The sequence below is a fragment of the Microbacterium fluminis genome (assembly GCF_051549805.1).
Lineage (GTDB): Bacteria > Actinomycetota > Actinomycetes > Actinomycetales > Microbacteriaceae > Microbacterium.
Window position 1 is genome coordinate 781,135 of record NZ_CP196042.1, and the last position, 26,341, is coordinate 807,475.

The window sequence follows — 26,341 nt, forward strand, 5'->3', positions numbered from 1 at the left end:
TGACTTTCGTTCCTATCGGGAGCCTTGTCCGGCAGGTGCCGGTTGGGCTGATTCCAGGTCAGCGTAGTATGCGTTCTCGACCTCGATCGGGGTGCGCATGTCGAGCTCGCCGTGGAGGCGCTGGTTGTTCCACCACCACACCCACTCGAGCGTCGCGAGTTCGACCTGCTCGACGGTCCGCCACGGTCCGCGCTGACGGATCAGCTCGGTCTTGTAGAGGTTGTTGACCGCCTCTGCCATCGCGTTATCAAACGAGTCGCCGACGGTCCCCGTGGAGGGGACCGCGCCGAGCTCGACGATCCGCTCCGTGTAGACCATCGCGGTGTAGTTCGACCCATGGTCAGCGTGATGGATGAGCCCGTCGAGCCGTCCGCCGACGCCCCAGGCGGCCATGTCGAGCGCCTGCATCGGCAGGATCTCGGCGCGCAGCGTGGATGCGACGTTCCAGCCGACGATCCGCCTCGAGTAGACGTCGGTGACGAACGCGACGTACGCGAAACCGGACCAGGTGGCGACATACGTCACGTCACACACCCAGAGCCGTCGCGGCGCCGGCGCGGTGAAGCGACGGTTGACCAGGTCGCTCGGCAGCGCCACGGTCTTGTCGGAGCGCGTGGTGAATACCCGCTTCGACTTCCGGACGCCGCGGACCCCAGCGAGCCGCATGAGGCGTTCGGTCTGGTCGCGGCCGATGTCCCAGCCTTGCCGGCGCATCAGCGCATGCATCTTCCGGCGGCCGTAGACGCCGTAGTTCTCGGCGTGCAGCCTCGCGACCTCCGGGACCAGCAGCTCATCCTTCAACTGCCGCGCGGACGGCGCACGGCCGATGGCGGCGCGGTAGCCGCGGGAGGTGAGGAAGCCCTGCACTGCCGGTCGCAGGACACGGCAGATGAGCTCGACCCCGAAACGATCCCGGTGCTCATTGATGAACCGGATCATCTCGGTCAGGGGCGGTCGAGCTCCTTCGCGAAAAACACGCTCGCAGCCTTGAGGATCTCATTCGCCTTCCGCAGCTCGGCGTTCTCCTTCTCGAGCTGCTTGATCCGCTGCGCGGCCTCGGTCGTGACCCCAGGCTTGCCGCCGGCGTCGACCTCGTAGCGGCGCTGCCAGAGCCGCAGCGTCTCCGGGCTCATGCCCAGCAACCCCGCGACGTGACGGACCGCGCTCATCATGTTCGGGTGCGACGGCCGCGTCTCCGCGAGCATCCGCAGCGCGCGCTCACACATCTCCGGCGAATACTTCCTGTTCATCGAGTTCCATCCTTGCTTGAAGAACGGAACGAAAGTCAGGCCGATTCAGTCTGCATCTACGATTCGGCTACCAGGCTGGAGCGACCAGTCATACGCGAACTTGGGCGTCACCGAGAGCGAGGTGCCGTCAGGCGTAACGATCCTTCCCTCGAATGCCGCCCAAGACGCCTCGAAATGACCGTCGATTTCCACGCGATGCTTGTCCTCGTTGTTGAGCCACGCGAGGACTGCAAGCGTGCTGTTTTCGGGTTTGGCGCCCGACGCGCGAGCCCAAATGAACGGTTGGCATGCATAGATGGCCCGAACAACGCGATCCGGTAACCCCTTGACCAGACCGCGCTTGACCGCCTCGCGCCATTTCGACGGGGAGTATGTCACCGGATATTGGAGACTGCGTGCCGGTGTCCCGCCGTCCGCTTGCACGATGCGCGTCAGCGTGGTGTTGAGGATGCTACGCAAGTGATGGGCGACTTCTCCTAGCTGCACGCCCCACTGTTCTACGCGAGGTGGTGGGTCCAGAGAATCGACTTCGATGTACCAGCCACACTCGGGCGCCTTCTTGAGGTACAGGCTCGACTTCATCGGTCCAGGTTTGCGCCACCGGCTGATGTCGGCGACGAGCGCATCGGAGCGCTCCTTGGCTAACTGCACGCGGGCGCGTGGGTGACGTCCCGCTGAGTGGTGGAGTTTCTCAACACCGTGCAGGGTCAGCTGTTGTGATTATGCCGCGGTCAGTTCTGGGATCGCCACCTCCTCGTGTTCGGCGGTGAGGAGCTTCATCGAGTGCTCCGAGAAGTAGCGGCGGTCGGCGCCGTCCCATTCATCGTGCTGCTCGATCAGGACGTGCCCCGCGAGGCGCAGCAGCGCGGCCGGGTTGGGGAACGTGCCGACCACGTCGGTGCGGCGTTTGATCTCTTTGTTGACGCGTTCGAGCGGGTTGGTGGACCAGATCTGTCGCCAGTGCGCGGCGGGGAACGCGCAGAACGCGAGGTCGGGCTGCGCGAAGATCGTGCGGATGATCGACGCGACCATCGGGCCGGCGGTCTTCGGGACGTTCGCGAGCACGTTCCGCATGAAGTGAACCCGACACCGCTGCCATGACGAGCCTTGGAACACGGTGTCGATCGCGGCGATCAGCCCGGTGTGAGCATCGGAGATCACCAACTTCACCCCGTCCAGTCCGCGGGCCTTGAGGGATCGGAGGAACGTGGTCCAGAACGGCTGCGATTCGGTGTCCCCGACCTCGAACCCCAGGACTTCCCGGCGCCCGTCGGCGGCGACACCGACCGCGACGACCACGGCTTGGGAGACGACGCGCCGGCCGACGCGGGCTTTGCAGTAAGTCGCGTCGAGGAACACGTAAGGGTATGTCGTGTCTGCGAGCGGCCGGTCCCGGAACGCGGCGACGTCCTCGTCGAGGTTGCCGCAGATCCGCGAGACCTCCGACTTCGAGATGCCGGTGTCCGCGCCGAGCGCCTTGACGAGATCGTCGACCTTGCGGGTGCTCACGCCGTGCACGTACGCCTCCATCACGACCGCGAACAGTGCTTGATCGACTCGGCGGCGGCGTTCCAGCAGCGACGGGAAGAACGACCCTTGCCGCAGCTTCGGGATCCGCAACTCGAGCTCACCCGCGGTCGTAGTGAGCGTGCGAAGCCGGGACCCGTTGCGCTGGGTCACCCGGTCCGGGCTGCGTTCGAACGGGGCGGCGCCGATGAACGCGGCCGCTTCCGCGTCGATCAGCTCTTGGTAGAGCGTCTCGGTCGCGACCCGGATCCGGTTATTCACATCTGTGAGTTTCAGCTCCCCGAGCAACTCGAGGAGGGCAGACTGGTCAAGAGCCATCGTGCGTATGTGTCCTTCCGTGAGATTCCTAGACAGTTCTCACTGACCATCGCACGATGGCTCACCACGTCATCGACGTGACACTCGAGCCGGGAAACTACACCACCCCACGGGACGTCACCGGCGCGTGCCTCATCTGACATCCGCTTCGCACGCGCCTCCACGCTCACGGTTCAATAATGACCGCACCGTAGGGCACGTGGTGCGGGGACACGAAGGGAGCTGGAAGCGTTACCACTCGAAGAGTGGCCCTTACGCAGAGACAGGCGCACCGTCACTTCGCCGACTACTTGCCTTGCAGCCCCGAGCCTGCCGACGAAATCTCGATGAGATCGTATCCAATCGCACCCGCCTGAACCGTGGCCATGATGCGGGCGCAGAAGGGTCGCACGGGCGCCTGCCCGGCCGCGACGCTATCGGTACCGAACTGCCGCTACCGGCGCCATCACGCAATCGTGCCGTCAGCTTTCAATGCCGGATGAGGACCGGCTTGCGGGCAAGCTCAGAGGTTGTTGACCCCCATGCTTTTCGCCATTCCGGCCCATTAATCGTCGCTGCCCGCGACCTGACGCCACCCGAGGGCCGCATAAAAATGACGAAGTCCGGGAACGTCGTGAGCGCCGAGGGCGACGACCGACAGGCGGGACGGAATCGACATGCCCGCAGTTTGCCACTCCACAACCCGTCGGACACCGCTCACCCCGAGCAGAGATCAACCATCGGGCACGAGTCGCCCGGGCATCGGCACTAGCGCGCCACTCACTCCCGGTGAGAAACTTCGCCGGAAGTGTCGATCTCGCCGCCTCCCGTTCGACGCGTCAGTGAGAGAGAGGAAGAGCCGATGAAGCTCACGGTCCACATCCAGATCACACTCGACGGGGTCGCTCAGGCGAACGGCGGCAACAACGAGGTCACCGACCCCGGATTCACACGCGGCGGCTGGGCGCTTCCGCTCGGCGACGACGAGGGTGTCCAGTACATCCTCGATGCGTGGCGCCGACCCGACGCGTTCCTACTGGGCCGCAAGACGTACGACATGTTCGCTCCCTACTGGGGGTCGCAGGTCGGGGACGGCGGATTCGGCGACGCGATCAGCCTCACACCCAAGTACGTCGTCTCCGACACCCTCATCGATCCGACCTGGCAGGGCACGACCGTCATCTCGGGCGACGTCGCGGCGGCCATCGCCGACCTCAAGGCGACCCGCGACGGCGAACTGCTCGTCGTCGGCAGTGCGGCCCTCGCCGGCTGGCTGCTGCAGCAGCGGCTCGTCGACGAGCTCAACCTCGTGCAGTTCCCGGTCATCGTCGGCGAAGGCAAGCGATTCTTCCCGGAGCACGGCCCCGACTATGCGCTCGAGCTGATCGAGCACCGCGTCTTCCCGACCGGCGTCGTCGGCCAGACGTTCCGCGTGGGCGGTCGGCCCGAGTATGCGTGAGTCGCACCCGGCGTGATGCCGAAGATGACGAAATTCGGAAACAGAAAAGGCCCCGCGACGGGGCCTTTTCCGGACTGTCTCAACACAGTGTGCGCCCGAAGAGACTCGAACTCCCAACCTTCTGATCCGTAGTCAGATGCTCTATCCATTGAGCTACGGGCGCAATGGCCTGCACACGAAACGGCGCGCAGGCCGTGGAACAGACTACCCGACGAATGACGCGCTCGCGAATCGACGGTGACGGTCAGGTGTCGCCGGGCGTGTCGGTGGATGCCTCCATCGGAGCGGCCTCGTCGGTCACGACCTCCGGGTCCACGGCGGCCTCCCCGTGCGCCGACCGCTGATGAGCAGCGAGCCGCGGAAGGTCGACCAGACGCAGCGCCTGCATGCGCGCGCCGCGCATCTGGGCGTAGTCGGGGTACGACTCGGCGGTCATCCCCTCGGCCCTGAGTCGGCGCTGGAGGTTCGCCTCCACGTCGCCCCACGCGGCATCCCGAGCCTGTTCCACCAGCGCGTCGACCGCGGTGGAATCGCCCGCGAGGGTGCGCAGCTGCGCGGCCACGCGGGTGTACTGACGCTGCCGTTTGCGCAGGTTGCGGGTGTCGCGATCGCGGTAATCGTGGGTGCCGTCGGGGTCGGAGAACTTGCCCCACGCGCGCTTGCGCTGGCGCTTGGCGAGGGCCGCGGCGGCGTCCTGCTCGGCGGCGAGGCTCTCGAGGGTCTCGCGGGCGAAGGCAGCGACCTGATCTACAACGAACGTCTCACCGCGTGAGATGGTCTCGACGAGGATGTGGTTGCGCACGGTCAGACGCGCGGCGGACGAGGCGATCGAGACCCCTTCCGCGACGGCATCCGCACTCTTTCCCATCACGCCCCTCTCCCCCTACGAGGGTATCGCGGCGCGACGGTCGAACCCGGCGCGGAGGGGAGCGTCAGACGATGCGGCGCTTGTCGTAGGTGGCGCTGCCGAACCCGATGATGAAGTAGCCGATGAACGAGATCAGCCACAGCAGGAAGAACGAGAACGCTCCGCCCTTGTCGAATCCCTTGCCGACCCGGATCGCCACGATGATGCCGAACACGATGTTCACGATCGGGATGATGTACAGCAGCGTCAGCCAGGCCGACAGTCCGGCGACCTTGGTGAGCACGAAGAGGTTCACGATCGGGATGATCGCGAGGATGCCGGGGTACCCGGCCTTGTCGAAGACGCGCCACAGCGCGACCGCGACGAGCACGTAGAAGACGAGGCTGAAGACTCCCGAGACCGACCACAGCTGGGTGACGTCGGCGGACGAGGTGATCGAGGAGGCGAGGACCATGCGGCCAGCATAGGGGCGGGCCGCCCGCCGCGCCTCAGCCCTGCAGCTTGGTGACGACCGCGTCGACGCGACGCGCGCGGGTCTCGGCGGCCTTGGCCGACTCCACGCTGGTCACGTGCGCCTTGCGGTGGCTCGGCGCGAGTGCGTCGAACGCGTCGCGCAGCCCCGCGGCGGCGAGCGCCTCGGCCAGGTCGGCGGGCACCTCGACGATGCGCGGGGCGGTGTCGAGGGTCACCTCGACGGTGAGCGCGTCGCCGCCCTTGATGCCCGACTCGGCGCGCCGTTCGGAGCTGAACGGGATGAGCGAGCGCCCGCCCATCGCGCCCACGGTGCTCTGGTACGAGTAGCCGTTCACCGTCACGTGCACGGCGGGGCGCTTCCCGCCGCCGAGCGCCTCGAGCACCTCGGGCGGCACCTCGATGCCGGTGTTGTTGCCCAGCTGCGCCATGGTCGTCTCGTACCGCATGGGCACGAGTGTGCCACGGATGCCTCGGCATCCACATCTGCCTCCGCGCCACGCAGTTACCAAGGGCTCCCCCGGCGCGCAAGCCCCCGCGTCGCGACGGCGCGCGACCTATCCTCGATCGCACCAGCACTTTCAGGAAGGGAGCACATCATGGGACTTCTGGATGACGCGAAGGATGTCGCCGAGACCGCCGGCCGCAAGATCAAGGACGCGGTGGAGGACACCGCCGACCGCATCGGAGACAAGGTCGACGAGGCAAAGGCCGACGCCGAGGTGAAGAAGGCGGAGGCCGACCGCGACCGGGTCAAGGAGCGCAACGACCTCAAGGAGAAGCTGCGCGACAGCTGACCCGCAGGATTCCGCGCCGATGAGCGCGGCAGAACGATAGGCCCGGAGAGTGTTCTCCGGGCCTATCGGTTTGTCCGGTCACTTACAAGCCCATCCGACATGGAGCTGTCTCCGAACAAGCTGGGAACGCGGAACACACCGCACCCAACAGGAGGTCCTTTCATGCGTCAGTCACCGAACCGCCTCGTCGCCACCATCTTCGGCGCGGTCTATCTGCTGGTCGGCCTGCTCGGCTTCGCCTACACCGGCGGCGTCGGATTCGTCGCCACCTCGGGCGGTGCGATCCTCGGCATCTTCGAGGTCAACCCGCTCCACAACATCGCCCACCTCCTCATCGGCGCCGCGCTGCTGTTCGCGGGCCTCTCCTCGGCGGTCGCCGCCAAGACGGTCAACACCGTCGTCGGAGCGGTCTACCTGCTGCTGGGCATCGTCGGATTCTTCCTCGTCGGCACGGCGTTCAACATCCTCGCGCTGAACACCGCCGACCACTTCCTGCACCTCGCCAGCGCCCTCGTGCTGCTGGGCACCGGTCTCGGTGCCGACCGCGCCGTGCGCGCTTCGGGCGCTCGGACCGTCTGATGGCACTCGGCGTCTCCACCGCCCCTCCGCAGCGGGTCACCGCTGCGGAGGCGGCGCCCGCGCGCTTCACCGCGTCGTGGCCGACCCTGGTCGCGTGGGGCGCCGGTCTTCTCCAGTTCGCGCTCGGCGCCGGGCTCATCACCGCGGGAGGGGATGTCTGGCCGCGCGTCATCGGCATCGCCCTGGTGGTGCTCGGCGCGACCGGACTGGTGTGGGGTGCGGTGACGCTCGCACGCGGACGCATCGTCGTTCCGCGTGCGGGCGTCGCCGGCTCCCTCGTGGGCATCGTCGCGGTGTTCGGCGCGATGGCCATCGACCCCGCGCACACCAGCATCGCCGCCGTCGGAGCGAGCGTGCTGCTGTCTATGGTGCTCGGCGGAGCGTGCGGTCTGCGCACACGCCGCGACGCGAACGACGGGACGGATGCCTCGGAGCCCGTCCCCGCGCGCATCGGCATCGTCGGGATGCTCGTCGGGGCGCTGCTCGTCTCGGCGCTGGTCACCCCCGCGCTCAGCTTGACCGAGGCCGGACGCCTGGCGCCCGACCACTCCTCGCACGACCTGGTCTTCAACCAGCACTCCCACTGACCCGCGTCGGGCGGGTCGGAAGCGGCGTCAGGCCTCGATCGCCTGGATCAGCCACCGCGCCGTCGCCGACTCGCCCGGCGCGATCACGATGAGCCCCGTATCGAACGGGTAGGCGTCGTCGTTGAACGCGTCGGGCGCACAGGTCATCGGCTCCACCGCGAGGCCCAGCCGATCCAGCGGGTTGTCGGCACCACCCGGGAGGTCGGCGGTGTGGATCTGCACCCACGGGCAGGCGGCATCCCACACCATCGCGACGCCGGAGCCCGAGGCATCCGTCACCCGCGCCGTCACGAGACCCTCGTCGTCTGCGGCCAGCGCCGTGAAGGCGTGGTCGATGCGGGCGGCACCGATCGTCCTGGGCGCACGGAAGTCGAAGCGGTCCGCATCGGACTCGACGTCGGCGAGCACCGTCGGCGCGAGCCGGTCGGGGGTCACCTCGAGCACCTGCGCGGCGGGGAGGTGCAGGCTCCACTCGTCGAGCAGCGACGATCCGGCGCGCAGGTACGGGTGCGGTCCCGTGCCCCAGGGCGCCGGCTCGGGTCCGTCGTTGACGGCCGTGACCGTCTGCATCAGGCCGTCGGCGGTGAGCGAGAACGTGGCCGTGACCGACACCCGCCACGGATAGCCCGCCTGCGGCTCGATCTCGGCGGCCAGAGTCACGTGGCTCGGACCCTTGTCGATCGCCTCGAACGCGAGCCATCCGGCGAGTCCGTGCAGCGCGTGCCCGCGGTCGGGCTCGGTGAGCGGCAGCTGCAGGTCACGTCCGCCGAAGCGGTAGCGCCCGTCGACGACGCGGTTCGGCCAGGGCGCGAGCGTCGCACCGCGGAATGCCGGGCGCACCTCGTCGGCGTCGAACGGCACCACGAGGTCGCGTCCGTCGAAGGTGAGCGAGCGCACGCTGGCGCCGACGGCGGCGATGGATGCCTCGTACGAGCCGGCGCGCAGGGCGTGCTGGATTCCGGACAGGGGTGTGCGGGGCACGGGGTCTCCCAGGGGTGGTGTTCGCAGGTGGTCGGGGCGACGCTTCGACAGGCTCAGCGGCCGGGACCACACCAGGCGGGACGGCCCTTCCACGGGCTCGGCGACCGCGGTCCGACGGAGGTCAGAGCCCCTGAGCCAGTCGATAGTATGCCTGGTTCCACCGCAGCTCGTGCTGGAATCCGCGGCGAGTGGTCGTCTCGTCGATCACGAGCAGCTCGGTGCGGGCGATCTCGGCGAAGTCGCGGAACACCTCGATGCCGACCGCGGTCGTCATGACCGTGTGGTGGGCGGCGCCCGCCGCGAGCCAGCACGCCGTCGAGGTGGCGAAGTCGGGCTGCGGCTTCCACACCGCGCGTCCGACGGGCAGCTTCGGCAGGTCGGGCGCCTCCACGTTCTCGACGACGTTCGCCACGAGCCGGAAGCGGTCGCGCACGTCGCTCATCGCGACCACGAGCGCGGGGCCGGGGTCGGCGGTGAAGACCAGGCGCACCGGGTCGTCCTTCCCGCCGATGCCCAGCGCGTGGATCTCGAGGCGAGACTTGGCGGTGGTGAGCGAGGGCGACACCTCGAGCATGTGCGCCCCGAGGATGCGCTCGGCGCCGGGCACGAGGTCGTAGGTGTAGTCCTCCATGAGGCTCGCCCCGCCGGGGAGCCCGGCGCCCATCACGTTGGCGACGCGCACGAGGATGGCGGTCTTCCAGTCGCCCTCGGCGCCGAAGCCGTAGCCCTCGGCCATCAGCCGCTGCACGGCGAGACCGGGCAGCTGCGTGAGCGCGCCGAGGTCTTCGAACGACGTCGTGAACGCGCCGAAGCCGCCCTCCTCGAGGAACGAGCGCAGCCCGATCTCGATCGCGGCGCCGTCGCGCAGCGACGAGTGGCGCGCGGCGCCGGGCAGCAGCTTGGCGGCGACGTCGTACAGCTCCATGTACTCGGCCACGAGCGCGTCGATCTCGGCGTCGGTCGCCCGGCCGACGGCATCCGCCAGCTCGTTCACACCCCACGTGTTCACCTGCACGCCGAAGCGCAGCTCGGCCTCGGTCTTGTCGCCCTCGGTGACGGCGACGTAGCGCATGTTGTCGCCGAAGCGGGCGAGCTTGAGGGAGCGGGAGGCCGCCCAGCCCGCCGCGGCGCGCTGCCAGTCCTCGACCTGTTGGCGCACGGCCGGGTTGGACACGTGGCCGGCCACGGTCTTGCGTGCGACGCCGAGGCGGGTCTGGATGTAGCCGAACTCGCGGTCGCCGTGCGCGGCCTGGTTGAGGTTCATGAAGTCGAAGTCGATGTCGGCCCACGGCAGCTCGACGTTGGCCTGCGTGTGCAGGTGCAGCAGCGGCTTCTGAAGGGCGTCGAGGCCGGCGATCCACATCTTGGCGGGGCTGAACGTGTGCATCCAGGCGATCACGCCGATCACGTCGTCGCGCGAGTTGGCCTCGAGCGCGAGGCGGCGGATGGCGTCGCTGCCGGTCAGCACGGGCTTCCAGACGATCTTCACCGGCAGACCGTCCAGGCCGGCCGCGACGGCCTGCGACTGCTCGGCCACCTGGCGCAGGGTCTCGTCGCCGTAGAGGCTCTGGCTGCCGGTGGCGAACCACACCTCGTAGCCGTCGAGGGTCGTGGACAGGGGCGTGCGGGTCATGAGAACTCCTGCAGGTCGGGCGTTGTGCGTGTGAAGAGACGGAACGGGCGGATGCCGGGGCTCAGAGCGCGTCCACGGCGGCGGCCTCCACGGCGAGCCCGGCACGGTAGCGGTCGAGGTACCGCGCGAACCCCGCCACATCGATCGGGTCGGGGTCGACGGTGGAGACGGCGGCGGTCGCGAACACATGCGCGGCGAGGTAGTCGCCGAGAGAGGCGCCCTGGCCGTGCACCCGGTACGCGGCGAGCACGGCGATGCCCCACGCGCCGCCTTCTGAGGCGGTCTCGCCGACGGCGACGGGAGCGTCGAGCGCCGCGGCGAGGAACCGCTGGGCGACACCCTCGGTGCGGAACATCCCGCCGTGCGCATACATCCGATCGAGCGCGACGCCTTCACCGGCGAGTACGCGCATCCCGAGAGCGAGGGTCCCGAAGACGCCGTAGAGCTGCGCGCGCATGACGTTGGCGAGCGTGAAGCTGCTGTCGGGCGTGCGCACGAACAGGGGCCGACCGGCGGCGAGGCCGGCGACCGGCTCCCCCGCGAGGTGGTTGTACGCGAGCAGCCCACCCGCATCGGGGGCACCGTCGAGGGCCTCGCGGAACAGCGTGCGGAACGCGGCATCCGTGTCCACCGGGGCACCCGAGGCCGCGCCGAACCGCACGAACAGGTCGACCCACGCGGCCAGTTCGCTCGCGCCGTTGTTGCAGTGCACCATCGCGACGGGGTCGCCGGCCGGAGTGGTGACGAGGTCGAGCTCCTCGTGCGCGGCCGCGAGCGGCCGCTCCAGCACGACCATCGCGAAGATGCTCGTGCCGGCCGAGACGTTGCCGGTGCGCGGGGCGACCGCGTTGGTAGCGACCATGCCCGTGCCGGCGTCCCCCTCGGGGGCGCACAGCGGGATGCCGGGGCGCAGGGTGCCGGTCGGATCGATCAGCGCCGCTCCGGCCGCGGTGAGCTCCCCCGCGTCGTCGCCCGCGGCGAGCACCTCGGGGAGAAGGTCGGCGAGCGGCGGGATGCGGCCCGCCGAGAGCGCGTCGAACGTGGCGAGCATTCGGGCGTCGTAGCCGCCGGTGGCCGCGTCGATCGGGAACATGCCCGACGCGTCGCCGACGCCGAGCACGGCGCGCCCGGTGAGGCGGCGGTGCACGTACCCGGCGAGCGTCGTGAGCGAGCGGATCGCCGCCACGTGCGGCTCGTCGTCACGCAGGGCCTGGCGCACATGCGCGACCGACCAGCGCTGCGGGATGTTCATTCCGAACGCCTCGGACAGCTCGGCCGCCGCGGCGCCGGTCGAGGTGTTGCGCCACGTGCGGAACGGCACCAGCAGCGCTCCGTCGGCGTCGAACGCGAGATAGCCGTGCATCATCGCGGAGACGCCGATCGCGGCGAAGGAGTCGGGCACGACGCCGAAGCGGTCGCGGACGTCCGCCACGAGGCCGGCGTAGGCGGCCTGCAGGCCCGACCACACGTCGTCGAGGTCGTACGTCCAGCGTCCGTCGGCGTACCGGTTCTCCCACGCGAACGACCCGGTGGCGAGCACCTCGGCGGCGTCGCCGATGAGGCAGGCCTTGATGCGGGTGGAGCCGAACTCGACGCCCAGCACCGCCCGACCCGCGGCGATCACGTCGCGCGCGGCATCCGTCGTCGTCATCGGCGGGCGTCCGTGCTCTGGCCGTACACGTTCTGGTAGCGGGCGTAGAGGCTGTCGATCTTCTCCTGCGGGAGCGGGATGAGCGGGCCCGCCTCCCGCGCGATGTGCACCGTGCGCGCCGCGTCCTCGCACATCACCGCGGCTTTGACCGCGTCCTTCGCGTCGGCGCCGATCGTGAACGGCCCGTGGTTCTGCATCAGCACCGCACGGGAGCGGTGACCGCGGAGCGTCTCGACGATGCCGCGCCCGATCGAGCCGTCGCCGATGAGGGCGAGCGGCCCGATCGGGATCGGTCCGCCGAACTCGTCGGCCATCCCGGTGATGACGCAGGGGATCTCCTCGCCGCGCGCCGCCCACGCCACCGCGTAGGTCGAGTGGGTGTGCACGACGCCGCCGACCTCGGGCATGTGGCGGTAGACGTACGCGTGCGCCGCGGTGTCGCTCGACGGGCTGCGCTCGCTGCCGGGCTCGCCGGGGATCGGCACGCCGTCGAGGTCGCACACGATCATGTTCTCGGGCGCGAGGTCGTCGTAGGAGACGCCGGAGGGCTTGATCACGAAGAGATCGGCGCCGGGCACGCGGCCCGAGACGTTGCCGCCGGTCCAGATCACCAGGCCGTAGCGCACCAGCTCGGCGTGCAGGCGGGCGACGTCGGCGCGGGTCGCGTCGATCGCGTCCATGGTCGGGGCATCGAAGGCGGGGGGCATGCGGTCACTTCCTCGAGACAGCGGATGCCGCGGCATCCGTCGTCTATGTTACCGATAACATATCGGTACCGCCACCCGTGGATGCACGCACCACCAGAACGGGGGCGGATGCCTCGACCGACGGTTCCTCGCCGATCACGGCCGCTACACACCTGGCCGCCTCCCCGGCCACGTCCAGGCGCACGGTGGTGAGCCCGGGACGGTAGAAGGCCGCATCGGGGTTGTCGTCGAATCCCGCCACGCCGATGTCGCCCGGCACGTCGAGTCCGGCGGTCCGCAGGCCCGCGAGCAGCCCCAGCCCCATCTGGTCGTTGGCCGCGACGATCGCGGTCGGGCCGTCCGGCTCGCGGATCGCTCGGACGATGTCCGGAGCGAGCGCGGCCGCCGACGCCGCCGACCAGTCCCCCGACCACGCCGACGACGGATCGAGACCGTGCGCGGCGAGCGCCTCCGCGAACCCCTCGGCGCGGGCGACCTCGTCGATCCAGTCCGCGGGGCCGCCGATGCGGGCGATGCGGCGGTGCCCCCGCTCGACGAGGTGCGCGACGATCGCCGCGGCGCCCTCGCGCTGCCGCACCGCACCCGGGCCGCCGTGCAGTGCGACCAGGGGAAGCCCGTGGTCGGCGGCCTCGAGCGCGGCGAGCGAGCGGGCGTGCGCGGCGACCAGCACGATGCCGTCGACGCCCTGCGCGCGCACGTGCGCCAAAGCGGCCTCGACCCCCTCGGCATCGCCTGCGGGCGCGTAGGCCGTGGCGATCCAGCGCCCGGCCGCGCGCGCGGCGGCCTCGAGCGCTGCGATCCCCACGGCGGGACCGTAGAGGTCGGAGTCGGAGGCGATCACGCCGATCGTGCGCGTGCGGGTGGTGCCGAGCGCACGCGCGGCGTTGTTCACGCGGTAGTCGAGGGCGGCCATCGCCTCGCGCACCCGCCGCCGGGTGTCATCGCGGATGTGCGGGTGGTCGTTGATGACGCGGGAGACGGTCTGCGTCGAGACGCCCGCCCGCTCGGCCACGTCGCGCACCGACGCCCGTCGGGCATCCCCGTCAGCGGAGCGGCTCATCGTGCCAGGCTAGCGGCGCGCGGCGCGGCGGCGACCCGCGCCCCTCGCACGCCGACGCCAGCGCCGCGCACGGCGAAGGGCCCGGCCGCCCCAGCGACCGAGCCCTCCGAGTGAGGATCCTTGGGATCAGCGGCCGAGGCCGAGACCGCCCAGGTCCACGCCGATACCACTCGTGACGGAGTCGACGAGGTTGTTCACGTCGGCACCGATGTTGCCGGTGGAGTTGCCCGAGCCGAGCGGGGCGGTCACCGGAGCGGTGACAGAGGTGTCGTTGCCCGATCCGACGGGAGCGTCGATCGGGGCGGACACGTCGTTGCCGGAGCCGACGGGGGCCGACACGTCGTTGCCGCTGAGGGTGCTGTTGCCGTTCAGCGTGCTGTTGCCGGAGGCGACCGGGGTGTCGTTGCCGGAGGCGATCGGGCCGTTGGCCACGTCGCTCACGAGCGGGCCGTTGACCAGCGGCGCGTTGATCAGTCCGCCGTCGACACCGACGTTTCCGGCGGTGGCGCTGTTGCCGTTGGCGAGCATGAGGTCGTGCAGCATCGCCTTGAAGCCGTCGAGCGAGCTCGTGGCCGAGGTCGAGGTCGAGGTGGTGTCCCAGGTGTTCGTCGTGTCTGCGGCGTTGGCCGGCAGGGCGAACCCGGCGATGGCGAGGGCGGCTGCGCCGGCACCTGCAGTGGCGAGGATGCCGATCCGGTTCGAGTTCTTCTTAAGCATCAGATGTCTCCTTCGGTTCCGTGACGTGTCGACGTTTTCCGTCGCACGTCGGCTATCCGGGAGGACCTCGGATTCGGATTGGACGGATGCCGCCGTCCGGCCGGGACACGCCCGGGATCACCGTCGACGCTCGCCCGTGATTCCGCGGCACGATCCGGAAACCTGGCAGAGGGCTGTGAGCCCCGATCCGCTCGCCGCCCTCTTCCCCGATCCGACCCGCTGCGCACTGCTCCGCCTGCATCGGGGACGGGTTTCGTCGCTACCCCCGGCGCCGGCGCGACAGAAGTCGTCCCCAACGCCCCCGGGAGTGGCGGGTGGGGGCGGGAGCAGACGCCGGAGTGGAGGCATTCCGTCGCTCCTGCCAGCCGCGCACGCGCGCGTCCACGTCGACGAGCGGAGTGACGACGGGTGGCCCGCCGAGCAGCTGCCGACGGGCCTCGATCACGCGGCGGTTGAAGTCCTCCAGCACCTCGCGCACGTCGCCCTCGCGGCGCAGCTCATCGAGACGGGTGTCGAGCTCGGCGTACTCGGTGCGCAGCAGCAGCGCCGGCGGCCCCAGCCCCGTGAGCCCCTCGGTCTCGATCTTGCGCTTGATCCACCAGTCGGGGTCATGGCTCGTTCCGAGACCGGGTATCGGCTTGCCCGCGCCGGGCAGGTCGTCGAACTCTCCGCGGCGGATCGCCTGCTGGATCGCCGTCTCGACGTAGGCCGCGCGTTCGCGCCAGGTCGTCTGCGCGGGGCGAGCGGATGCCGCATCCGCCGCCGTCTCCGGCGCTTCGGCATCGGCGGCCTCCCCGGCCTGCTCGAGCCGGTAGCGAGCGGCCGCTTCGCGCGGGTCGGACATGCGCATACCTCCCCTGCCAGCGTACGACGGCGCTGACATCCGGGCTCGGGACGGGCGATGATCGAGGCATGACCCGCCACTGGAGCCCGCTCGCCGTCGCCTACGCCGTCCTCGCCGTCGCGGGGCTCCTCGGCACGTGGACCTTCAACATCCTCGCCGTGCTGCAGGGGCGCGACTTCCTCGGCGACCTGTTCTCGAGCGGGCCGTCGGTGTCGTCGATCGGCGTCGACCTGATGGTGGTCGCGATCGCGGGCAGCGTGTTCGTGATCGTCGAGGCGCGGCGACTGGGCATGCGGTTCGCCTGGCTGTACGTCGCCGGCGCGCTCGTGACCGCGTTCGCGTTCGTGTTCCCGCTGTTCCTCGCGATGCGCCAGCGGCGTCTGATCGCGCTCGCGGCCGACGAGCGCTGAGCGGCCGCGGCGTCGCGCACGGAGCCGCGACGCCGTCTCAGGCGATGCCGAGCATCCGCTCCGACCGCCGCCACAGTTCGCTCGCGAGCGAGAGGTCGCGTGCCGCCGCGCTGGTCTTGGCGACCTCGCGCTCGACGAAGTACTCCCCCGTCGGATAGTCGACCCCCGGCATCCGCTCGGCCAGGTAGACCAGCGTGTCGGCGCCTTTCTCGACGGGAGCGAGCATGAGCCCGGCCAGCTTCGAGACGTACATCGCGCGCATCGCCGAGCCGGGTGCACCGGCGAAGCTCGACGCGATCACACCCGGGTGGAAGGCCGTGGCGGTGACGCCGGCGCCGCGGTGGCGGCGATCGAACTCCCGCGCGTGCAGGATCTGCGCGAGCTTGGCGTTGCCGTAGGCGCGGCGGGGGTTGTAGCGGCGCTCGGCGTCGAGGTCGTCGACGTCGAAGCGGGCGAACAGCCGGTGCGCGGCGCTGGAGGTGTTGATGACGGTCCCCTCGGCCGCGCGGAGCGGATCCATCAGCAGGTGCGTCAGCAGGAACGGCGCGAGATAGTTCACCTGGAACGTCTGCTCGTGTCCGTCGACCGTGACGACCCGATCGCGCCCGAAGATGCCGCCGGCGTTGTTGGCGAGCACATCGATGGACGGATGCCTCGCCGCGAGGTCGTCGGCCAGGCGACGCACCGAATCGAGGTCGGTGAAGTCGACGAGGTGGTGCTCGACGCCCAGCTCGGCCGCGACGGTCGCGGTCTTCTCGGGCGAGCGGCCCACGAGGACGACCTCGTGGCCGTCCCCGTGCAGCATGCGCGCGGCGGCGGCCCCGATCCCGTCGCTGGCTCCGGTGAGGACGATGGTGCGGCGCGGCATCCGCCCACTCTGTCACGTCGTGGAACGACCGCGGCGCATCTCAGCGGAACCGAAGGTGCATCTTCAAGCATGTAGTGCAAGAATGCACTACATGGAAGAGAGTGCACTTTCGTCTCGCGCCAGGCGCACGGCCGAGACGTCGCGCGGATTGCGCGCCGTCGCGCGACGGCTCACCGCCGAGCGCGGCTTCGGCGGATTCACCATCGAGGAGCTGTGCGCCGAAGTGGGCGTCTCCCGGCGCACGTTCTTCAACTACTTCGCCTCGAAGGAGAACGCGGTGATGGGGGTGACCGTGTGGTCGGACTTCACCGAGCTCGACGAGGCGTTCGTCGCCGCCGGTCCGTCGGCCTCGTCGGCCGACCTGCTCGACGCCGCGACCGAGCTCGCGATCGCGCGCTGGGAGACGGCGGGGCCGACGATCGCCGATCTGGAAGGCATCCGGGGAGCCCTCGAGCGCTCGCCCCAGCTCCTCGCGCACTTCGTCGACCTGGCGACCCAGGGCGAACGCGACGACATCGCCCTCGTGGAGCGGCGAGAGGGCTGGCCGGCCGGCGACGCCCGGGCAGCCGTCCTCGTGCAGGTCCTCGGCGCCTTCGCGCGCCCCACCACTCTCGAGTTCTTCGGCGATGGGGCCGCGGAGTTCCGCACGCTCTTCACGCGTCGCGTGCAGCTCGCCCGCTCCCTGTTCACCCTCTGACCCGACCGAACGGAATCGACCTCGTATGACCGCTCTCGCCCCGCCCGCGCCGCTTCTGCTGACGAAGCGGCGCATCTGGATCATCTTCAGCGCCCTCATCGCCGGCATGCTGCTGGCGAGCCTCGACCAGACCATCGTGTCGACCGCGATGCCGACGATCGTCGGTCAGCTCGGCGGCGTCGACCACCAGGTGTGGATCACGACCGCCTATCTCCTCGCGACCACGATCGTCATGCCCATCTACGGCAAGTTCGGCGACGTTCTGGGGCGACGCAAGCTGTTCCTCATCGCCATCGCGATCTTCACGCTCGCCTCGGTCGGGTGCGCCTTCGCCACCGATTTCTGGATGTTCGTGATCTTCCGCGCCGCGCAGGGCCTCGGCGGCGGCGGTCTCATGATCCTGTCGCAGGCGATCATCGCCGACATCGTCCCGGCGAAGGAGCGCGGAAAGTACCTCGGACCGCTGGGTGCGATCTTCGGCCTGTCCGCCGTCGCCGGCCCGCTCCTGGGCGGCTTCTTCGTCGACCACCTCACGTGGCAGTGGGCGTTCTACATCAACATCCCCGTCGGCATCGCGGCCTTCATCATCGGCCTGGTCGCGCTGACCCTCCCCAGCAAGAAGGCCACGAAGCGCATCGACGTGCTGGGGATCGTGTTCCTGTCGATCGCGACGACCTGCCTCATCTTCTTCACAGACTTCGGCGGCGACAAGAGCTTCGGCTGGGGATCCGCGGCGACGTGGGCGTGGGGAGCGGGCCTCCTCGCCGCAGTCCTCGCCTTCATCCTCACCGAGGCACGCGCCCAGGATCCGGTGATCCCTCTGAGCCTCTTCCGCAACCCGATCTTCATCAACACCACCGCGATCGGACTCACCCTCGGCATCGGGATGTTCGCGGCCATCGGCTTCGTCCCGACGTTCCTGCAGATGTCGTCGGGGACGTCGGCCGCGGCATCCGGTCTGCTCATGCTGCCGATGATGGTGGGCCTCATGGGCACCTCGATCGCCTCGGGCATCGCGATCACCAAGACGGGCCGCTACAAGCTGTTCCCGATCGTGGGAGCGGCGGTGACCGGCTTCGCGATGATCGCGATGACGACGCTGACCGCGGCGACGCCGGTGTGGCTCATCTGCGTCTACCTGTTCTTCTTCGGCGCCGGTCTCGGGCTCATCATGCAGGTCATCGTGCTCGTGGCGCAGAACTCGGTGCCGGCCGCGCAGATCGGCACCGCGACCAGCACGAACAACTACTTCCGCGAAGTGGGCGCCGCCCTCGGAACCGCGGTGTTCGGCACGATCTTCACGACCCGGCTCAGCGAGAACCTCACGGCGGTCTTCGCGGGCGCGGGCGCCTCGGCGGCCGATGCGGCCGGCGCGGCGTCGACCATCGACCCGCAGATGCTCGGCCAGCTCCCGCAGTCGGTGCGCGACGGCGTCGTGAACGCCTATGCCGACGCCCTGGCGCCGGTGTTCTGGTACCTCGTGCCGTTCATCGCCATCGCGTTCGTGCTGTCCCTCGTGCTCAAGCAGATCCCGCTCTCCGACGTCGCCGGGCTCGTCGCCCGTGGCGAGGCGGTCGGCGGCGCCGAAGCCGAGGAGCTCGAGGCGCAGCAGCGCGGACGGACGACGGATGCCGCGCAGCCCGCGGGCGCGACCCGCGGCCGTACCTCGGCCGGGGACGCACCGCCGCGCGCCGACTGACCTCGCGGGGCGGGCGGGTGCCACCTATCGTGGAGGCATCCGCCCGCCCCGACGCGAGGAGCAGCCATGGACGACGCCGCGAGCGACATCCACCCGGAGGTGCCGCCGTCCTCGACCGGCTGCGCGGAGTGCGACGAGCACGGCGGCTGGTGGGTGCACCTGCGTCGGTGCGCCGCCTGCGGGCACATCGGATGCTGCGACGACTCCCTGGGCCGCCATGCCACCGCCCACTGGGAGCAGACCGGTCATCGCGTCATCCAGAGCTTCGAACCGGGCGAGGACTGGTTCTGGGACTACGGTGCCGAGGCCATGATCGACGGGCCCGAGCTCGCTCCCCCGCACGCGCACCTGCCCTCGCAGGGCGTGCCCGGTCCGCGCGACCGGGTGCCCGGCGACTGGCAGCGTCAGCTCGCCGCCGCCCGCCGCGCCGACGGCTGAGCCCGCGCGACTCGCTCAGGGGGCGCAACACGCCGCACCGCACGCGAGCACACCGCGTGTTGCGACACCCGAACAGTCGGGGCGCCGCCGCGGGCCAGCGGATGCCTCGACCCCAGGCATCCGCTGCACTCCTTCAGGGGGCGCAACACGCCGCACCGCACCCGAGAACACCGCGTGTTGCGACACCCGAACAATCGGGGCGCCGCCGCGGGCCAGCGGATGCCTCGACCCCAGGCATCCGCCGCACTCCTTCAGGGGGCGCAACACGCCGCACCGCACCCGAGAACACCGCGTGTTGCGACACCCGAGCGAACGGACCCGCACAGCGCGGAGTGGACCCGCGGGTCAGAGTCCGGCGAGCGCCTGGTCGACGTCGGCGAGCAGGTCGTCGATCGACTCGATGCCGACCGAGAGGCGCACGACCTCTTCGGGGACGGCGAGCTCCGTGCCGCGCACCGAGGCGTGCGTCATCGCGTCGGGGTAGTTGACCAGCGACTCGACCCCGCCGAGCGACTCGGCGAGCTGGAACAGGCGCGTCGACTCGGCGAAGCGGCGTGCCGCCGCGCCATCCGCCAGAGCGAGCGACACGATCCCGCCGAAGCCCGACATCTGCGCGGCGGCCAGCTCGTGACCGGGGTGCGCGGCGAGCCCCGGGTAGTAGACCCGAGCGACGGCGCCGTGCCCGGCCAGGTGCTCGGCGATCGCGAGTCCGTTCGACGAGTGCCGCTGCATGCGCAGGGGCAGGGTCTTGATGCCTCGCGTGGTGAGCCAGGCGTCGAGCGGCCCCGAGACCGCACCGGCGGCGTACTGCAGGAAGCGCACCTGCTCGGCGAGCGCGTCGTCGTTCAGCACGAGCGCGCCGCCGACGACGTCGGAGTGCCCGCCGAGGTATTTCGTGGTGGAGTGCACGACCACGTCGGCGCCGAGCGACAGCGGACGCTGCAATGCGGGCGAGGCGAATGTGTTGTCGACGACCACCAGGGCGCCCGCCGCGTGGCCGAGGCGCGAGAGTCCGGCGATGTCGGTGATCCGCAGCATCGGGTTCGAGGGCGTCTCCACCCACACGATCTGCGCGGGGCGTTCGGCGAGCGCCGCCTCGACCTCGGCGAGATCGCTCATGTCGACCACGCGCAGCTTCACACCCCACGGACCGAGCACGCGCGCGATCAGACGGTAGGTGCCGCCGTACACGTCGTTGCCGAGCAGCACCTCGTCGCCGGGCTTCAGCGCCGCGCGCAGCAGCGCGTCCTCGGCCGCGAGCCCCGAGGCGAACGAGACGCCGTGCGCCCCGCCCTCGAGCGCGGCGAGCTGCGTCTGCAGCGCCGTGCGGGTGGGGTTGGCGCTGCGCCCGTACTCGTACCCGCCGCGCAGCCCGCCGATCCCGTCCTGCGCGTAGGTGGTGGAGAAGTGCACGGGCGGGATGACCGCGCCGGTGGCGGGGTCGAAGTCCTGGCCGGCGTGCACCGCGCGGCTCTCGAGCCCGCGGGCGACGTCGTCGAGGTTCATGCGGTGGGTCCTTCCAGGGTGAAGCCGGTGGGGAGGAGGGATGCCGGGGGCTCCACGTCGTAGCCGTGGTGCAGCATCCATTCGTCGTTGAAGATCTTGCGGATGTAGGCACGGCCGTGATCGGGGAGCAGCACCACCACGACGTCGGCGGCGGTGAGGTCGCGCGCGACGCGGAGCGCGCCGACGACGGCCATCCCGCCGGAGCCGCCCACCATGACGCCCTCCTCGCGGGCGAGGCGGCGGGTCATCGCGAACGACTCGGCGTCGTCGACCCGCTCGTACGCGTGCACCACGGTGGGGTCGTAGGTCTCGGGCCAGAAGTCCTCGCCGACGCCCTCGACGTCGTAGCCGTGCACGTCGCCGCCGGAGTAGATCGAGCCGACCGGGTCGACGCCGATCACGCGGACGGCATCGTCCGAGACGTCGCGCAGGTAGCGGCCCGTGCCGGTGATCGTGCCGCCGGTGCCGATGCCGGCGACGAAGTGCGTCACGCGGCCGTCGGTGTCGCGCCAGATCTCGGGCCCGGTGGTCTCGTAGTGACCGCGCGGACCGTTCTGGTTGGCGAACTGGTTGGGCTTGAACGCGCCCGGGATCTCGCGCGCGAGGCGGTCGGAGACGCTGTAGTACGACCGCGGATCCTCGGGCGGAACGCTCGTGGGCACGATCACGACCTCGGCCCCGTACGCGCGCAGCACGTCGACCTTGTCGCCGTCGAACTTGTCGGGCACGACGAAGATCATGCGGTAGCCGCGCTGCAGGGCGACCAGCGCCAGGCCGACGCCGGTGTTGCCGCTGGTCGGCTCGACGATCGTGCCGCCCGGCTTCAGCAGTCCGTCCCGCTCGGCGGCGTCGATGATGTTGCGGGCGATGCGGTCCTTCGCGGATCCGCCGGGGTTGAAGTACTCGACCTTGGCGAGCACCGTCGCGGCGACGCCGTCGGTGACGTGGTTCAGCCGGACGAGGGGGGTGTTGCCGACGAGGTCGGCCATGCTCTGCGCGTAACGCACGGGTGGGGTGTCCTTCGGTGAGGCCGCGCGGTGCCGCGCGGGAGCTGTCGGGGTCGTGGAGGAGAGCGGGGCTCTCAGCGACAGCAGCGACAGGTCAGCACGCCCCGAGTGTACTCCGTCGCCGCCGCGCACGAGGACGACGACGCCCAGCCGAGTGCGGAGCGCGGGAGAATGGATGCCTATGAGCACCGCTTCCGCCGAGATCACCCCCGGCACTCTCGATGTCGGCCGCGTCCGCGGCGACTTCGCGTTCACGCGCCGTCCGGGCGATCACGCCTACCTCGACTCGGCCGCGACGGCCCAGCGCCCGGCATCCGTTCTCGATGCGGAGCGCGCGTTCGTCGAGGAGTCGTACGCCGCGGTGCACCGCGGATCGAGCGAGGCGACCGGCGAGGCGACGGTGGCGTTCGAGGACGCCCGCGCCGACATCGCCCGCTTCGTGGGCGCGCCCGCCCCCGAGCGGATCGTCTTCACCGAGAACGCCACCGACGCCCTGAACGTGGTGGCTCTGGGACTCTCGGATGCCTCGCTCGGCCTGGGCGGCACGTCGCCGGGCGCGCCCGCGCTCGCGCTGCGGCCCGGCGACGAGATCCTCGTCACCGAGGCCGAGCATCACGCGAACCTCATCCCCTGGCAGCGGCTGGCGCTGCGCACCGGCGCCGTGCTGCGGTGGGCGCCGGTGGACGAGCACGGGCTCTGGACGATCGACGGGCTGGCCGCGGCATCCGGTCCCCGCACGAAGCTGATCGCGTTCGGGCACGTGTCGAACGTGACGGGGGCCGTCGCACCGGTGGCCGACGTCGTGGGGCTCGCCCGCTCGCTCGGCGCGCTGACGGTGCTGGATGCCTGCCAGTCGGTGCCGCATCGGGCGATCGACCTCGACGCGCTCGGGGTGGACTTCGCCGCGTTCTCGGGCCACAAGATGCTCGGACCGACCGGCATCGGCGTGCTGTACGGCCGCCGCGAGCTGCTCGACGCCCTGCCGCCGGCGCGCACGGGCGGCTCGACGATCACCACCGTGACGATGGAGGCGGCGGAGTTCCTCCCCGCCCCGCAGCGGTTCGAGGCCGGCACGCAGCCGGTGAGCCAGGCGGTGGGCCTGGGTGCCGCGGTGCGCTATCTCGAGGAGCTCGGGATGCCGGCGGTCTCCGCCCGCGAGGACGAGCTGGCCGCGCTGCTGGTCGACGCCGTCGAGCGCGTGCCCGGTGTGCGGCTGGTCGGGCCGCCCGCCGGAGCGGAGCGCGCGGCGCTCGTGAGCGTCGTCGTCGACGGGGTGCACGCCCACGACGTCGGGCAGTTCCTGGACGACCGCGGGATCACGGTGCGCACCGGCCACCACTGCGCACAGCCCCTGCACCGCGCACTCGGCGTCGCCGCGACCACCCGTGCGAGCGCCTACGTCTACACGACCGACGACGAGATCGCCCGGTTCGGGGCGGCCCTCGCCGAGGTGCGCGCGTTCTTCGGGGCGGACCGATGAGCGAGCTGGAGGACCTCTACCGCGAGGTGATCCTCGATCACTCCCGCCGTCCGATCGGTCGCGGCGACGTGTCGACCGCCGCGCACACGCATCACGAGCTCAATCCGTCGTGCGGCGACGAGATCACCGTGGGCGTCACCGTGACCGACGGACGCCTCGACCCGATCGTGTGGGAGGGCCAGGGCTGCAGCATCTCGATGGCGTCGGCGTCGGTGATGACGTCGATCCTGCGTGGGATGCCGCGGGCCGAGGCATCCGCTCTCATCGACGAGTACCGCGCCATGCTGCGCTCGCGCGGCGGGGAGTTCGAGCCGTCGGACGAGCTCGGCGACGCCGCCGCGTTCCAGGGCGTCGCGAAGTACGTGATGCGCGTGAAGTGCGCGATGCTCGCCTGGGTCGCCCTCGAGGCCGCGCTCCTGCAGGAACCGGCGGCCGGGTAGTCCGCCGGCTCAGGCCGCCCGGAACCGCTCGCGCAGATTGCGCTCGACGAGCGTCGGGACGTAGGCGCGCAGCCGCACCCCGTCGAACCGCTCGATCTCCTCGGCGGTCGCCGCGAGCAGTTCGTCATCGTCGAGCCACGGGAATCGGAACGACATGCGCTGCATGACGTAGAGGAGCGACTCGTACTCGGTGCGCGGATTCGTCACGCTCATACCGCCATTGTGCGACTGCCGAGTCGTGATCGCATCCCTTTCAGCCGCGGAGCGCGAGCGCGAAGGGCAGCACGGCGGATGCCCCGGCACGGCGCAGCTCGCGGGCGGCGACGGTGAGTGTCCACCGGCTGTCGGCGAGGTCGTCGACCAGCAGCACCGGACCGGCCGGCAGCGCGAGGCCGGTCGCATCGAAGCGGTCCCATAGCCCCGCCAGACGGTAGACGCTGTTGCCGCCGGGCTCGCCGCTCGGCCCTCCGCCGCGCGACGCGAGCGGACCGAGGTAGGGCAGCCGGCCCGCCTTGGCGAGCCCGCGCGCGAGCGACTCCACCAGCAGCGGATGCCGCCGCGACGGCATCGAGACGACCGCGGCCGGACGCTCCGCCCACGGCCACGACGCCAGCACCCGCACCACCGCATCTCCGACCGCGGCCGTGACCGGTGCATCCTCGGCCGCGCCCTCGAACATCCCACGCAGTGTGCCGCCCCAGCCGAGGTCGGTGAGCCGCGCGAGCGCCCGGCCCTCCTCCGCCCGCTCGTCCGCCGCGATGCGGCCCTTCACCGGAACGCCCAGCCGGTCGGCACCGGTGGGCCACTGCGCGCGCGGTTCGATCGGCACCCCGACGCGGTCGAGGGACGCGGATGCCGCAGCATCCGCCCCCTCCGGCACGTCGGTCGGGAACCACACGCCGGCGCAGCGGTCGCAGCGCCCGCAGGGTGTCGCGGTCGCGTCGTCGAGCGCGCGCTGCAGGAACTCCATGCGGCACCCGGAGGTCTGCTCGTAGTCGAGCATGCTCTGCTGCTCGGCGAGACGCGCGGCCGTGATGCGCTCGTAGCGGTCGGCGTCGTACGTCCACGACTGCCCGGTCGAGACCCAGCCGCCGCGCTCGCGCCGGACGGCACCGTCGACGTCGAGCACCTTCAGCAGCAGTTCGAGGGGAGTGCGACGGATGTCGACCAGCGCCTCGAGGGCGGGGGTCGAGGTGGGCGCGGGGCCGAGCTCGGCGATCACCTTCTCGGCGCGCTCGCGCGTGGGCATCGACGCGGTGGCGAAGTAGCGCCAGATGTCGGGGTCTTCGAGGCCGGGGAGGAGCAGCACGTCGGCGTTATCGGTGGCACGGCCGGCGCGGCCGACCTGCTGGTAGTACGCGACGGGCGACGAGGGCGCACCGAGGTGCACCACGAATCCGAGGTCAGGCTTGTCGAAGCCCATGCCGAGCGCGCTCGTGGCGATGAGCGCCTTCACCCCGTTCGCCTTGAGCAGCGCCTCGGCCTCTTCGCGCTCGCCGGTGTCGGTCTGGCCGGTGTAGGCGCGCACGTCGTGCCCGGCCTCGCGCAGCAGCCGCGCGACGTCTTCGGCGGCGCTGACCGTGAGGGTGTAGACGATGCCCGAGCCGGGGAGGTCGCCGAGGTGGCTGAGCAGCCACGCCAGGCGCGCCTTCGCGGTGGGGAGCCGCAGCACACCGAGCCGCAGCGACGTGCGGGCCAGCGGGCCGCGGATCGTCAGCACGTCGGCGGAGCCGCCCCCGAGCTGCTCGGCGACGTCAGTCACCACGCGGCTGTTGGCGGTGGCCGTCGTGGCGAGAATGGGCACGCCCGACGGCAGCCGCCGGATCAGCTCGGCCAGCCGCCGGTAGTCGGGACGGAAGTCGTGCCCCCAGTCGCTGATGCAGTGCGCCTCGTCGACCACCAGCATCCCGAGCCGGTCGATGAGCGCGGGCAGCTGCTCGTCGCGGAACGACGGGTTGTTGAGGCGCTCGGGCGACAGCAGCAGCACGTCGACCTCGTCGCGGTCGAGCGCGCCGAGCACATCGCCCCACTCGTGCGCATTGGTGGAGTTGATCGCGACCGCGCGCACCCCGGCGCGTTCGGCCGCGGCGATCTGATCGCGCATGAGGGCGAGGAGGGGCGAGACGAGCACCGTCGGACCGCCGCCGCGCCGGCGCAGGAGCAGCGTCGCGGCGAAGTACACCGCCGACTTGCCCCACCCGGTGCGCTGCACCACGAGCGCCCGCCGCCGATCGTCGACGAGGGCCGAGATCGCCTCGAACTGCCCGTCGTGGAAGTCGGCGTCGGCGCGGCCCGTGAGAGCGCGGAGTGCGGCGAGCGCTTCGGCGCGGGTGTCGTCGGTCACCGTCCGAGTCTGACAGCGCGCCCC

At 70.8% G+C, this 26,341-nt stretch carries 28 protein-coding genes and 1 tRNA gene; 10 read left to right on the forward strand and 19 right to left on the reverse strand.

Features of this window, described 5'->3' with window-relative positions; all coding sequences use genetic code 11:
• Positions 1-12: 12 nt before the first annotated feature.
• From ACSJDX_RS03730 to ACSJDX_RS03740, 3 genes are all read right to left on the reverse strand, one after another.
• A protein-coding gene (locus tag ACSJDX_RS03730) for an IS3 family transposase (RefSeq protein WP_438354240.1) occupies positions 13-1,250 on the reverse strand; the annotation gives its coding sequence in 2 pieces (ribosomal slippage) (positions 13-971 and positions 971-1,250; 1,239 coding nt in all).
• A 45-nt stretch (positions 1,251-1,295) separates the two neighbouring features.
• On the reverse strand, positions 1,296-1,901 hold the full coding sequence (locus tag ACSJDX_RS03735) for a hypothetical protein (RefSeq protein WP_438354241.1): 606 nt from the start codon (positions 1,899-1,901) through the stop codon (positions 1,296-1,298).
• Positions 1,902-1,970: 69 nt separating this feature from the next.
• Positions 1,971-3,095 carry an IS256 family transposase gene (locus ACSJDX_RS03740; protein WP_438354242.1) on the reverse strand — a complete coding sequence of 375 codons (1,125 nt, stop codon included), beginning with the start codon at positions 3,093-3,095 and terminating at the stop codon, positions 1,971-1,973.
• An 841-nt stretch (positions 3,096-3,936) separates the two neighbouring features.
• On the opposite strand from ACSJDX_RS03740, the gene ACSJDX_RS03745 reads away from it, so the two are divergent.
• On the forward strand, positions 3,937-4,533 hold the full coding sequence (locus tag ACSJDX_RS03745; RefSeq protein ID WP_438354243.1) for a dihydrofolate reductase family protein: 597 nt from the start codon (positions 3,937-3,939) through the stop codon (positions 4,531-4,533).
• A gap of 90 nt (positions 4,534-4,623) precedes the next feature.
• Here the strand turns inward: ACSJDX_RS03745 and ACSJDX_RS03750 are convergent.
• The 4 genes from ACSJDX_RS03750 to ACSJDX_RS03765 all read right to left on the reverse strand — a co-directional run bounded on the left by ACSJDX_RS03750 (position 4,624) and on the right by ACSJDX_RS03765 (position 6,321).
• Positions 4,624-4,696: transfer RNA gene (locus tag ACSJDX_RS03750), tRNA-Arg, on the reverse strand.
• A gap of 81 nt (positions 4,697-4,777) precedes the next feature.
• Positions 4,778-5,401, reverse strand: a complete 624-nt coding sequence (locus ACSJDX_RS03755) for an asparagine synthase (RefSeq protein WP_438354928.1) — start codon at positions 5,399-5,401, stop codon at positions 4,778-4,780.
• A 64-nt stretch (positions 5,402-5,465) separates the two neighbouring features.
• Complete coding sequence (locus ACSJDX_RS03760; protein ID WP_438354244.1) at positions 5,466-5,855, reverse strand: DUF5684 domain-containing protein; 390 nt, start codon at positions 5,853-5,855, stop codon at positions 5,466-5,468.
• Positions 5,856-5,889: 34 nt separating this feature from the next.
• Positions 5,890-6,321 carry a YdeI/OmpD-associated family protein gene (locus ACSJDX_RS03765; protein ID WP_438354245.1) on the reverse strand — a complete coding sequence of 144 codons (432 nt, stop codon included), beginning with the start codon at positions 6,319-6,321 and terminating at the stop codon, positions 5,890-5,892.
• Positions 6,322-6,471: 150 nt separating this feature from the next.
• Between ACSJDX_RS03765 and ACSJDX_RS03770 the strand changes: the two genes are divergently transcribed.
• From ACSJDX_RS03770 to ACSJDX_RS03780, 3 genes are all read left to right on the forward strand, one after another.
• The gene (locus ACSJDX_RS03770; RefSeq protein WP_438354246.1) at positions 6,472-6,669 is read left to right on the forward strand and encodes a hypothetical protein; all 198 of its coding nucleotides are present in this window, start codon (positions 6,472-6,474) and stop codon (positions 6,667-6,669) included.
• Between the two features lie 162 nt (positions 6,670-6,831).
• On the forward strand, positions 6,832-7,248 hold the full coding sequence (locus ACSJDX_RS03775) for a DUF4383 domain-containing protein (protein WP_438354247.1): 417 nt from the start codon (positions 6,832-6,834) through the stop codon (positions 7,246-7,248).
• On the forward strand, positions 7,248-7,835 hold the full coding sequence (locus ACSJDX_RS03780; protein ID WP_438354248.1) for a hypothetical protein: 588 nt from the start codon (positions 7,248-7,250) through the stop codon (positions 7,833-7,835). Before ACSJDX_RS03775 ends, ACSJDX_RS03780 begins: the two co-directional genes overlap by 1 nt.
• Before the next feature lie 27 nt (positions 7,836-7,862).
• Here ACSJDX_RS03780 and ACSJDX_RS03785 read toward each other — a convergent pair whose 3' ends face one another.
• The 7 genes from ACSJDX_RS03785 to ACSJDX_RS03815 all read right to left on the reverse strand — a co-directional run bounded on the left by ACSJDX_RS03785 (position 7,863) and on the right by ACSJDX_RS03815 (position 15,428).
• Positions 7,863-8,816, reverse strand: a complete 954-nt coding sequence (locus ACSJDX_RS03785; RefSeq protein ID WP_438354249.1) for an aldose 1-epimerase family protein — start codon at positions 8,814-8,816, stop codon at positions 7,863-7,865.
• Positions 8,817-8,937: 121 nt separating this feature from the next.
• Positions 8,938-10,449: an L-arabinose isomerase gene (araA, locus tag ACSJDX_RS03790; RefSeq protein ID WP_438354250.1), complete on the reverse strand. Its 1,512-nt coding sequence runs from the start codon at positions 10,447-10,449 to the stop codon at positions 8,938-8,940.
• A gap of 61 nt (positions 10,450-10,510) precedes the next feature.
• Positions 10,511-12,100 (reverse strand): xylulokinase, encoded by a 1,590-nt coding sequence (locus ACSJDX_RS03795; protein WP_438354251.1) that lies wholly within the window; start codon positions 12,098-12,100, stop codon positions 10,511-10,513.
• The gene (locus ACSJDX_RS03800; RefSeq protein WP_438354252.1) at positions 12,097-12,807 is read right to left on the reverse strand and encodes an L-ribulose-5-phosphate 4-epimerase; all 711 of its coding nucleotides are present in this window, start codon (positions 12,805-12,807) and stop codon (positions 12,097-12,099) included. The genes ACSJDX_RS03795 and ACSJDX_RS03800 overlap by 4 nt, the downstream gene beginning before the upstream one ends.
• 43 nt (positions 12,808-12,850) lie before the next feature.
• A complete protein-coding gene (locus ACSJDX_RS03805; protein ID WP_438354253.1) occupies positions 12,851-13,867 on the reverse strand; it encodes a LacI family DNA-binding transcriptional regulator in 1,017 nt (338 codons plus the stop codon).
• A 126-nt stretch (positions 13,868-13,993) separates the two neighbouring features.
• Positions 13,994-14,584 carry a hypothetical protein gene (locus ACSJDX_RS03810; RefSeq protein ID WP_438354254.1) on the reverse strand — a complete coding sequence of 197 codons (591 nt, stop codon included), beginning with the start codon at positions 14,582-14,584 and terminating at the stop codon, positions 13,994-13,996.
• Positions 14,585-14,843: 259 nt separating this feature from the next.
• Entirely contained in the window at positions 14,844-15,428 is a 585-nt protein-coding gene (locus ACSJDX_RS03815) for a DUF1992 domain-containing protein (protein WP_438354255.1), read from the reverse strand.
• 68 nt (positions 15,429-15,496) lie between these two features.
• On the opposite strand from ACSJDX_RS03815, the gene ACSJDX_RS03820 reads away from it, so the two are divergent.
• Positions 15,497-15,838, forward strand: a complete 342-nt coding sequence (locus ACSJDX_RS03820) for a DUF2834 domain-containing protein (RefSeq protein WP_438354256.1) — start codon at positions 15,497-15,499, stop codon at positions 15,836-15,838.
• 37 nt (positions 15,839-15,875) lie between these two features.
• Here ACSJDX_RS03820 and ACSJDX_RS03825 read toward each other — a convergent pair whose 3' ends face one another.
• A complete protein-coding gene (locus ACSJDX_RS03825; RefSeq protein ID WP_438354257.1) occupies positions 15,876-16,706 on the reverse strand; it encodes an SDR family NAD(P)-dependent oxidoreductase in 831 nt (276 codons plus the stop codon).
• Between the two features lie 91 nt (positions 16,707-16,797).
• On the opposite strand from ACSJDX_RS03825, the gene ACSJDX_RS03830 reads away from it, so the two are divergent.
• From ACSJDX_RS03830 to ACSJDX_RS03840, 3 genes are all read left to right on the forward strand, one after another.
• On the forward strand, positions 16,798-17,403 hold the full coding sequence (locus ACSJDX_RS03830; RefSeq protein WP_438354258.1) for a TetR/AcrR family transcriptional regulator: 606 nt from the start codon (positions 16,798-16,800) through the stop codon (positions 17,401-17,403).
• Between the two features lie 25 nt (positions 17,404-17,428).
• Complete coding sequence (locus ACSJDX_RS03835) at positions 17,429-19,102, forward strand: MDR family MFS transporter (RefSeq protein ID WP_438354259.1); 1,674 nt, start codon at positions 17,429-17,431, stop codon at positions 19,100-19,102.
• A gap of 66 nt (positions 19,103-19,168) precedes the next feature.
• Positions 19,169-19,540, forward strand: a complete 372-nt coding sequence (locus ACSJDX_RS03840) for a UBP-type zinc finger domain-containing protein (RefSeq protein WP_438354260.1) — start codon at positions 19,169-19,171, stop codon at positions 19,538-19,540.
• Between the two features lie 345 nt (positions 19,541-19,885).
• Here ACSJDX_RS03840 and ACSJDX_RS03845 read toward each other — a convergent pair whose 3' ends face one another.
• Complete coding sequence (locus ACSJDX_RS03845) at positions 19,886-21,046, reverse strand: cystathionine gamma-synthase (RefSeq protein WP_438354261.1); 1,161 nt, start codon at positions 21,044-21,046, stop codon at positions 19,886-19,888.
• Positions 21,043-22,035 carry a pyridoxal-phosphate dependent enzyme gene (locus ACSJDX_RS03850; RefSeq protein ID WP_438354262.1) on the reverse strand — a complete coding sequence of 331 codons (993 nt, stop codon included), beginning with the start codon at positions 22,033-22,035 and terminating at the stop codon, positions 21,043-21,045. Before ACSJDX_RS03850 ends, ACSJDX_RS03845 begins: the two co-directional genes overlap by 4 nt.
• A 199-nt stretch (positions 22,036-22,234) precedes the next feature.
• Here ACSJDX_RS03850 and ACSJDX_RS03855 point away from each other — a divergent pair, with 199 nt between their 5' ends.
• The gene (locus tag ACSJDX_RS03855; protein ID WP_438354263.1) at positions 22,235-23,533 is read left to right on the forward strand and encodes an aminotransferase class V-fold PLP-dependent enzyme; all 1,299 of its coding nucleotides are present in this window, start codon (positions 22,235-22,237) and stop codon (positions 23,531-23,533) included.
• The gene (sufU, locus tag ACSJDX_RS03860) at positions 23,530-23,973 is read left to right on the forward strand and encodes a Fe-S cluster assembly sulfur transfer protein SufU (protein WP_438354264.1); all 444 of its coding nucleotides are present in this window, start codon (positions 23,530-23,532) and stop codon (positions 23,971-23,973) included. The genes ACSJDX_RS03855 and sufU overlap by 4 nt, the downstream gene beginning before the upstream one ends.
• 9 nt (positions 23,974-23,982) lie before the next feature.
• Here sufU and ACSJDX_RS03865 read toward each other — a convergent pair whose 3' ends face one another.
• Both ACSJDX_RS03865 and ACSJDX_RS03870 read right to left on the reverse strand, forming a co-directional pair.
• Positions 23,983-24,186: a three-helix bundle dimerization domain-containing protein gene (locus ACSJDX_RS03865; protein WP_438354265.1), complete on the reverse strand. Its 204-nt coding sequence runs from the start codon at positions 24,184-24,186 to the stop codon at positions 23,983-23,985.
• 40 nt (positions 24,187-24,226) lie between these two features.
• Complete coding sequence (locus ACSJDX_RS03870; RefSeq protein WP_438354266.1) at positions 24,227-26,317, reverse strand: DEAD/DEAH box helicase; 2,091 nt, start codon at positions 26,315-26,317, stop codon at positions 24,227-24,229.
• Positions 26,318-26,341: the final 24 nt, after the last annotated feature.

What these genes read in the sequence shown, in the direction of transcription:
- ACSJDX_RS03770 (WP_438354246.1), top strand. Translation starts at nt 6,472, where the DNA reads ATGGGACTTCTGGATGACGCGAAGGATGTCGCCGAGACCGCCGGCCGC.
- ACSJDX_RS03755 (WP_438354928.1), bottom strand. Translation starts at nt 5,401, where the DNA reads ATGGGAAAGAGTGCGGATGCCGTCGCGGAAGGGGTCTCGATCGCCTCG.
- araA (WP_438354250.1), bottom strand. Translation starts at nt 10,449, where the DNA reads ATGACCCGCACGCCCCTGTCCACGACCCTCGACGGCTACGAGGTGTGG.
- ACSJDX_RS03825 (WP_438354257.1), bottom strand. Translation starts at nt 16,706, where the DNA reads ATGCCGCGCCGCACCATCGTCCTCACCGGAGCCAGCGACGGGATCGGG.
- ACSJDX_RS03740 (WP_438354242.1), bottom strand. Translation starts at nt 3,095, where the DNA reads ATGGCTCTTGACCAGTCTGCCCTCCTCGAGTTGCTCGGGGAGCTGAAA.
- ACSJDX_RS03840 (WP_438354260.1), top strand. Translation starts at nt 19,169, where the DNA reads ATGGACGACGCCGCGAGCGACATCCACCCGGAGGTGCCGCCGTCCTCG.
- ACSJDX_RS03800 (WP_438354252.1), bottom strand. Translation starts at nt 12,807, where the DNA reads ATGCCCCCCGCCTTCGATGCCCCGACCATGGACGCGATCGACGCGACC.
- ACSJDX_RS03850 (WP_438354262.1), bottom strand. Translation starts at nt 22,035, where the DNA reads ATGGCCGACCTCGTCGGCAACACCCCCCTCGTCCGGCTGAACCACGTC.
- ACSJDX_RS03855 (WP_438354263.1), top strand. Translation starts at nt 22,235, where the DNA reads ATGAGCACCGCTTCCGCCGAGATCACCCCCGGCACTCTCGATGTCGGC.
- ACSJDX_RS03845 (WP_438354261.1), bottom strand. Translation starts at nt 21,046, where the DNA reads ATGAACCTCGACGACGTCGCCCGCGGGCTCGAGAGCCGCGCGGTGCAC.
- ACSJDX_RS03745 (WP_438354243.1), top strand. Translation starts at nt 3,937, where the DNA reads ATGAAGCTCACGGTCCACATCCAGATCACACTCGACGGGGTCGCTCAG.
- ACSJDX_RS03780 (WP_438354248.1), top strand. Translation starts at nt 7,248, where the DNA reads ATGGCACTCGGCGTCTCCACCGCCCCTCCGCAGCGGGTCACCGCTGCG.
- ACSJDX_RS03835 (WP_438354259.1), top strand. Translation starts at nt 17,429, where the DNA reads ATGACCGCTCTCGCCCCGCCCGCGCCGCTTCTGCTGACGAAGCGGCGC.
- ACSJDX_RS03775 (WP_438354247.1), top strand. Translation starts at nt 6,832, where the DNA reads ATGCGTCAGTCACCGAACCGCCTCGTCGCCACCATCTTCGGCGCGGTC.
- ACSJDX_RS03760 (WP_438354244.1), bottom strand. Translation starts at nt 5,855, where the DNA reads ATGGTCCTCGCCTCCTCGATCACCTCGTCCGCCGACGTCACCCAGCTG.
- ACSJDX_RS03765 (WP_438354245.1), bottom strand. Translation starts at nt 6,321, where the DNA reads ATGCGGTACGAGACGACCATGGCGCAGCTGGGCAACAACACCGGCATC.
- ACSJDX_RS03795 (WP_438354251.1), bottom strand. Translation starts at nt 12,100, where the DNA reads ATGACGACGACGGATGCCGCGCGCGACGTGATCGCCGCGGGTCGGGCG.
- ACSJDX_RS03805 (WP_438354253.1), bottom strand. Translation starts at nt 13,867, where the DNA reads ATGAGCCGCTCCGCTGACGGGGATGCCCGACGGGCGTCGGTGCGCGAC.
- ACSJDX_RS03830 (WP_438354258.1), top strand. Translation starts at nt 16,798, where the DNA reads ATGGAAGAGAGTGCACTTTCGTCTCGCGCCAGGCGCACGGCCGAGACG.
- ACSJDX_RS03810 (WP_438354254.1), bottom strand. Translation starts at nt 14,584, where the DNA reads ATGCTTAAGAAGAACTCGAACCGGATCGGCATCCTCGCCACTGCAGGT.
- sufU (WP_438354264.1), top strand. Translation starts at nt 23,530, where the DNA reads ATGAGCGAGCTGGAGGACCTCTACCGCGAGGTGATCCTCGATCACTCC.
- ACSJDX_RS03820 (WP_438354256.1), top strand. Translation starts at nt 15,497, where the DNA reads ATGACCCGCCACTGGAGCCCGCTCGCCGTCGCCTACGCCGTCCTCGCC.
- ACSJDX_RS03815 (WP_438354255.1), bottom strand. Translation starts at nt 15,428, where the DNA reads ATGTCCGACCCGCGCGAAGCGGCCGCTCGCTACCGGCTCGAGCAGGCC.
- ACSJDX_RS03865 (WP_438354265.1), bottom strand. Translation starts at nt 24,186, where the DNA reads ATGAGCGTGACGAATCCGCGCACCGAGTACGAGTCGCTCCTCTACGTC.